General features: G+C 54.8%; 4 protein-coding genes and 2 pseudogenes. 2 read left to right on the forward strand and 4 right to left on the reverse strand.

The genetic code is table 11. From position 1 onward, the window contains the following. Positions 1-485: 485 nt before the first annotated feature. Positions 486-593: pseudogene (locus tag IF809_RS33175) on the reverse strand (choice-of-anchor K domain-containing PEP-CTERM protein); the annotation flags it as partial. An 812-nt stretch (positions 594-1,405) separates the two neighbouring features. Here IF809_RS33175 and IF809_RS33180 point away from each other — a divergent pair. Continuing rightward, positions 1,406-1,825, forward strand: a pseudogene (locus tag IF809_RS33180) (IS21 family transposase); the annotation flags it as partial. Here the strand turns inward: IF809_RS33180 and IF809_RS33185 are convergent. Together IF809_RS33185 and IF809_RS33190 are read right to left on the reverse strand one after the other, a co-directional pair. Continuing rightward, entirely contained in the window at positions 1,794-2,402 is a 609-nt protein-coding gene (locus IF809_RS33185; RefSeq protein ID WP_462839633.1) for an acyltransferase, read from the reverse strand. The pseudogene IF809_RS33180 and the gene IF809_RS33185 sit on opposite strands and share 32 nt — an antisense overlap. A 13-nt stretch (positions 2,403-2,415) precedes the next feature. Continuing rightward, positions 2,416-2,664, reverse strand: coding sequence for an acyl carrier protein (locus tag IF809_RS33190; RefSeq protein ID WP_462839634.1), 249 nt, complete (start codon positions 2,662-2,664; stop codon positions 2,416-2,418). Positions 2,665-2,815: 151 nt separating this feature from the next. Between IF809_RS33190 and IF809_RS33195 the strand changes: the two genes are divergently transcribed. Continuing rightward, on the forward strand, positions 2,816-3,889 hold the full coding sequence (locus IF809_RS33195; RefSeq protein WP_462839635.1) for a glycosyltransferase family 4 protein: 1,074 nt from the start codon (positions 2,816-2,818) through the stop codon (positions 3,887-3,889). Positions 3,890-3,899: 10 nt separating this feature from the next. Here IF809_RS33195 and IF809_RS33200 read toward each other — a convergent pair. Beyond that, positions 3,900-6,000: HAD-IIIC family phosphatase (locus tag IF809_RS33200; protein WP_462839636.1), on the reverse strand; the 2,101-nt coding region annotated here is incomplete at its 5' end.

Consider the following 6,000-nt stretch of genomic DNA (forward strand, 5'->3'; position numbering starts at 1 on the left):
AAAGCCTCATCAACTCGGCCTAGGGAGCTTACGCCTAAGCTGTCGTACCGACCACCGACACTAATTCGACGAAGTCGCGAGTCATGGGAATGGTCCACCGGGGCACCTCTTCCTGTCCTGCAAGTTCCGCCCCCAGCGTCAGACCTGCCGGTCTGGCGCCAAGCTGCTTTTCGTTCAAGTCTATGTCGACATCTGCGCGATGTTGGGCGCTAGACTAGTCGACATGTCCAGCGCCAACGATGCGATACAGAATCTATTCTTAGTGGGAACGGCGCCGGTCTATCCAGTATCGAGAGACTGTTCAGGGGGTCTTCGTGCGCAGTATCTGATAGATAGAGGTGCGGCCGGCGTAGAAATCCGGGACAGCCAAACGCCTGATCGGGTTTACCTGCCTTGGCAATTTTGACGAGCTTCTGTCGCCTGTGGTCTGCCGGCGCGCACCCACACGATACTGAGCGGCACCGCTCACAGCAATGCCCTCTCAATCAAACGAGCCGAAAGGCTCCTTTGCTCCCATATCCCATAAAGCCAAGGCCCGCGAACCCCAGGATCATCATTGCCCAAGTAGAGACCTCGGGTACCGCTGCGACGGCAGCTGCTTCCACCGGCCTGATCGCAAATACAAAGGTCTCATCGAAATAATTGTAGTCGCCGCTGTCCTCAAACCCAACGTATGTGCCCGCCGGACTGCCAACGAAGGCTTCCCCCGCAGCGGCAGCCTTCGAGTAGACGCGATTTCTCTTGTCGAAGTTTAAGGCCGGATCGGAAAACAGAGTGAAGTACTTCAGGTGATCGAAAAATGTGAGAACGTCGCCCGCACTAACGCTTCCGAGGTTTAATGCTTGTCCAATGGCGCTCGAGTAATTGCTCAGACCAGTAACGCCGGTGGAAACGCCGTTCACCAGTACGCCGAGCTGTTGCTCAAGATGAGCACCACTGCCAGCAAAGTACGCGATCAGATCTCCGGACGAGGAGGCTACGAAATTGTAGGTCGTCTGATTTTGCTTTCCGACCTCGGAATAAATGATCGAAGCCGAGGCGCGCTCCGAAAAGAACGCCAACACAGCGCACAACGCCAGCGAAGCTCGCCACCTAGCCACTTGCGTGTCCTCCCTACATTTCGATTTAATTATGGTCGAAGTTTAACGAGACGAGCAAGAAAATTTAACGTCGCCTTCGACTAAATTTTTTTGGAACCTACGCTGTGGTCCAGAGTTCCGAGCCCATTGATCGGCTAATAACCGAGCACCGCGAGCAGAACCCAATCGAGTATGAAGATTGCACCGAGCCCAAGCACACCGGCACCGGCTAGGACGACAATCCAGGGCCAGAGTGGATAATCCATCCTTTCGTTTGATGCTGACATCGCGCGTCTCAATCGGTCATCTGCGGAGCGGGATGCTTTCGTACTAGTCACTTCCGTTGGACCTATTGCGGATTCGAGCACGCCCACATCGTGCTTGGCGGTGAGAGCTTAGTTGCCTTGGCCGAAGGCCTGCAGAATGCCCTCTGGTCGCTCGATCGGGCGCCGCGGGGCATCGGGCCGACAGTCTGTCGGCCGCATCTGCAATCTCGACCGTGATGCACGGGACGACCTGACGCAGCGATACGCGGCCCTTTGTGCCCATTACGGTATGCGGCCTTCGCGCAACAATCGAGGCGTTGCTCACGAGAATGGTTCGATCGAAGGCCTTACGGTCATCTCAAGCGAGCAATCGCGGATGCCTTGCTGCTGCGCGGAACTGTCGGCTTAGACGATCTTGCCACCTATCGCGGCTTCATCGACGAGATCGTCAGGCGCCGCATCGCTCGCCAAAAAAGAATTTCTGACGGAGTTCTCGCAATTTCGGTTCGATTGCGGCGTCATACGCGCCCTGGCGTTCCGCTATCAGGGGAGCCCAGGGGAGGGCCTGCGATTCAGCTTCCCAGATCCGCATCAGGTCCTCAACGCGCGCAACAACCTTGGCTGGATTCCCCACAACAACGCTGCCGGCAGGTATTTTTCGCCTCAAAACGGAACCTGCTCCAATGATCGAGCCTTCGCCGATCGTTGTCCCTCCAAGAATTAGGGCGCCTTCTCCAATATAAACATCGTCATGAATGACTATGGGGGACACGCGATCGATCCGAAGACCAAAGCGCTGGTGAAGCATCTCTATTGCTCCATCATGGCATATGAATGTAGCGTTCCCGATACAGGCGCGGTCCCCGATCCACGTGTACTCCGGATCAACGAAGCTAGCAGAGGGCAGGATCGAGCAATTTTCGCCCAAGTGATAGATTCGGCCTTGTTGCTTTAGGAAACGGGCCCATTCTCTGCCGTTCGGACGAGCGAAGCGGCGGTAAAGACCGGCCATTTTTGGGTGGCGAGGTGCGAGCGTTCGCAAGATCTGGCGGAGCATGACCGTTAACTGTCTATCTGAGTTTTTCCTCTAAAAGAGCTACCAGATTGCCCACATTCTTGCCTTTGGATTGAAGACCGGCCAATTCACTGGTTGAGAATTTTACGCCGAACTGCTTTTCTAATGCGATGATCAAGTTGATGTGCGCGATCGAGTCCCAGCCTTCGATTTCATCGGCATCAGTCTGGTCATTGACTATGAGACGGTCATCGTCGAAGACACGGCGAAAAACTTCTTGCAGTTCCAACTTGATGTCCGACATTTTAAGGAATGCTTTCGTGAACTCGGTTATCAAGGGTGATTAATGCGCTTGAGCTGACGTTGTCAAAGCTATCCTTCAGTCTGGGTTAAATAATCCAGCGAACTCAACGGCTGCTCGCAGCTCGATCCTAAGCTTAACCCAGCAAAATGTGATGCGCATTACTTTCGTCATACCGAAGGACGACCTCGCTGGGGGCATTAGAGTAGTTTCGATCTATGCAGAGCGATTGACGCGCAGAGGTCACGACGTCGTTGTTGTCGTGCCGGCCGACAACCGACCAAGCCTGCTTACTAAGATCCGTTCGTTCATGGCCGGCCGGGGATGGCCAAAAGTGATTGGGCCAGGTCCGTCTTACTTTTCTTCGCATCCGACACGACTATTGAAGCTCGATTCCGCTCGGCCTGTGACCGAGGCAGACGTGCCGGACGCCGACGTCATTGTTGCTACCTGGTGGGAAACGGCGGAGTGGATATCCCAATTCGCACCTAGCAAAGGCAAGAAGGTCTATTTCATCCAGCACCACGAGGTCTTTGCGCATCTGCCAATCGAAAGGGCCAGGAAAACCTATCGTTTGCCATTCAAGAAGATCGTTATTTCACGCTGGCTTCAGGACATCATGCGCGATCAATACGGCGATCGAGATGTCGCACTGATTCCAAACAGCGTCGATACTCGGCAGTTTTTTTCTGAACCGAGGCTTAAGCAGTCTGTTCCATCGGTCGGCTTTGTCTATTCCCGCGTTGAATTCAAAGGCGCGGATGTGATTTTGGAGGCGCTCTCAAAGGTGCGGCAAGAGGCTCCGCAACTTCGCGTTCTCGCATTTGGCGCGGAGCTGCCACTTCCGGAGCGACCGCTGCCGGCATGGGTGGAATTCAAATATCGGCCTGCGCAAGATGAAATGCGAAAGATCTACAGCAGCTGCGATGTCTGGCTGTGCGGTAGTCGTAGCGAAGGCTTCTATCTTCCAATGCTCGAAGCGATGGCATGTCGCTGCCCTGTGGTCTCGACGAAAGTTGGGGGGCCCATTGACAACATTGAGGATGGGAAAAACGGTTATCTCGTGAACATCGAGGATGCAACGGCGCTCGCCGCCCGAACTCTTCAGGTGCTGCGTTTGAATGAACTAGATTGGGAAGCAATGTCCCAAGCGGCACTCTCGACCGCGGAAAAATACACCTGGGACGATGCGACCGACAGCCTTGAAACCGTCTTCCGGAAGCTTTGAAAGTGACGAGCTACCTTGGGCACTCGACGGTCAACCACCTGGGATCGGGATCGACCTCGCTCCCACGGAAGACCCATTCGGATTCCTCCCATGTGAACCCATTGCGTGGGTAAGTATTGCGACAAGGCTCGTTGTGAGCGGTCTGCCTGTAGTGGCCAAAGATCGGAGCGCCTGGGTTCGATCGCTTCACCATATTTAACAGCGCGTCCTCCATGCCAAAGCCAAACACGCGGCAACTCAGCACAAAGGCTGGTATTTCGATCCCGCGGTTCGTTTCCTCGGTGATGGCGACCGCGATCGTTCCCATGTCGCCGAATCGATCGGCGGCCTCGAGAATCCAAATCGTGTGGCTGTTGCTCTCGCTCCAGCGGGTCACCTCTTGTAGGCTCGTTCGCGTACCGCACGTATTAAATTGATTGGTGCGATTGATGAGCTCAGCGACGCGTGAGAGCTCTTTTGCTCCGGCGCGGCGTATTTTGAGGCGCAATTGAAGCTTGATCAGGGCATCACCATCGTCCTTCTTGGTATTCGTCTCCTCCGTCAAGAATCGTTCCCGCTCTGCTCGCTGCTTGTAAGCAAGGGTGCGATCCCCCTCACTGTTTTCAGGAAGAAGATCCGCCAATAAGGCAAGTTTCGACCAGGTTGACGCGTCGTTTGCGTCGAGAGTTAGAATCTCCGGTATCGCGTCCTGAACCAACGCCAGTTCGTCAGCGCGATCGTCGATAAACACAAAATCCTTGGTCTTCAGATTGAGTATCTTGGCAATCCGACGAATGTTCTCGGTTTTCGAGCTCCAATTGATTTGACGGCAAACGAAATCGTCCTCGCAAAGCGTGCCGCCGCTCCAATGTACGTTCTTCGGATCATTCTTGGAGCAGATCGCAAGCAACATGCCTCTTTTTCGTAGCCTGAGAAGAGTGTTCTGGCGGTCAGCGAAATGCGACACTTCGCCGTCACCAATGACCCCGTCCCAAAGGGTATTATCGAGGTCGCAGATAAAGACCTTTTTCTTAGCTAGCACTGCCTGTACGAAAATCGCGCTTTCGTAGAGAGGCGCGAGCTCTTTGCCGAAGCGGGCAGGGTGCTGCAATCCATTATGATAATAATAGCGAGAGAGCGTTACCTCGGACGATCGTTGCAGTGGCGCCATCTCGTCCATCAGGATGAGGCGTGCGCCGGCGGAGTTCAGACCTTCGAGATAGGCAGCCAACCATGCATTGATCTGGCGTCGAGCCCATGCCCGTGCGGGCATGGTGGCAACCGTCTTCAATTGATCGCGCCACGAGCCGTCATGTCGTCGGAGATTGGCTGTGTTGTGCACAAAGATCGGGCATGAGAAAGTATGGTTGAGCGGCTGCAGGATCGATCTGATGTCCTGTTTGGTGGCCTCCACGATGGCCGTTGCCGTGCTCGGCGCAGGAAAGGCAGCCTTCACATGCTGAAATTGTGAGAAGCCGACATGGTTGGCATAGGTCAGTGGGCTGTAAAAAATCAGATCAAATTCTTTCCCGGCATGGTCTGCGATTTCGCGGCACTGCTGACTTGGGAGCTTGCTCGTGACGAAAGTCGGAACCAGCTGGACCCCCATCTTCATCAGAGGAACGGCCAAAAATCCGAGCAGATCAACGAAGACGCAATCGCCAACCAGAAGGGCGCGACAGACCTTGTCTCCAGGATGGGTCAGTAGGATTTGAATGGAGCGAAGTTCTGTTTCAAGAGCCTCGAGTGCCGCCGGAGCAAGATGTGGGCCGACGATGTCGAGATACGCGCGTCGGTCGGAGGTTGTGATGACGCGACGCCGGGCGATTGCCTCTTCCAAGCTGTCACCCGGATCAAAGCACTGCTTGAGTTTTTCGCCGATGTAGAGATCTCGGTAGGTTTGTTCGCCAGTGGCGAAATAGGCCGAGAGATAGTCAACCAATGCAACCGTCTCGCGATTGGCAAAGTCCTGGCGGGACGAGGCCTCGGAAATTTCGGCTTCGTATTTGGCCCAGCCGACCAAAGAGTTGATCAGGGCAATCCCCAGCTTGTCCCGATTACTCCTGAGAATACCGGCAATCGTGGGGAAGGTTGTGTCCGCCGCCATCTGTGACATGTTTCTATGCAGAACC

The organism is Bradyrhizobium sp. UFLA06-24, from assembly GCF_054967145.1.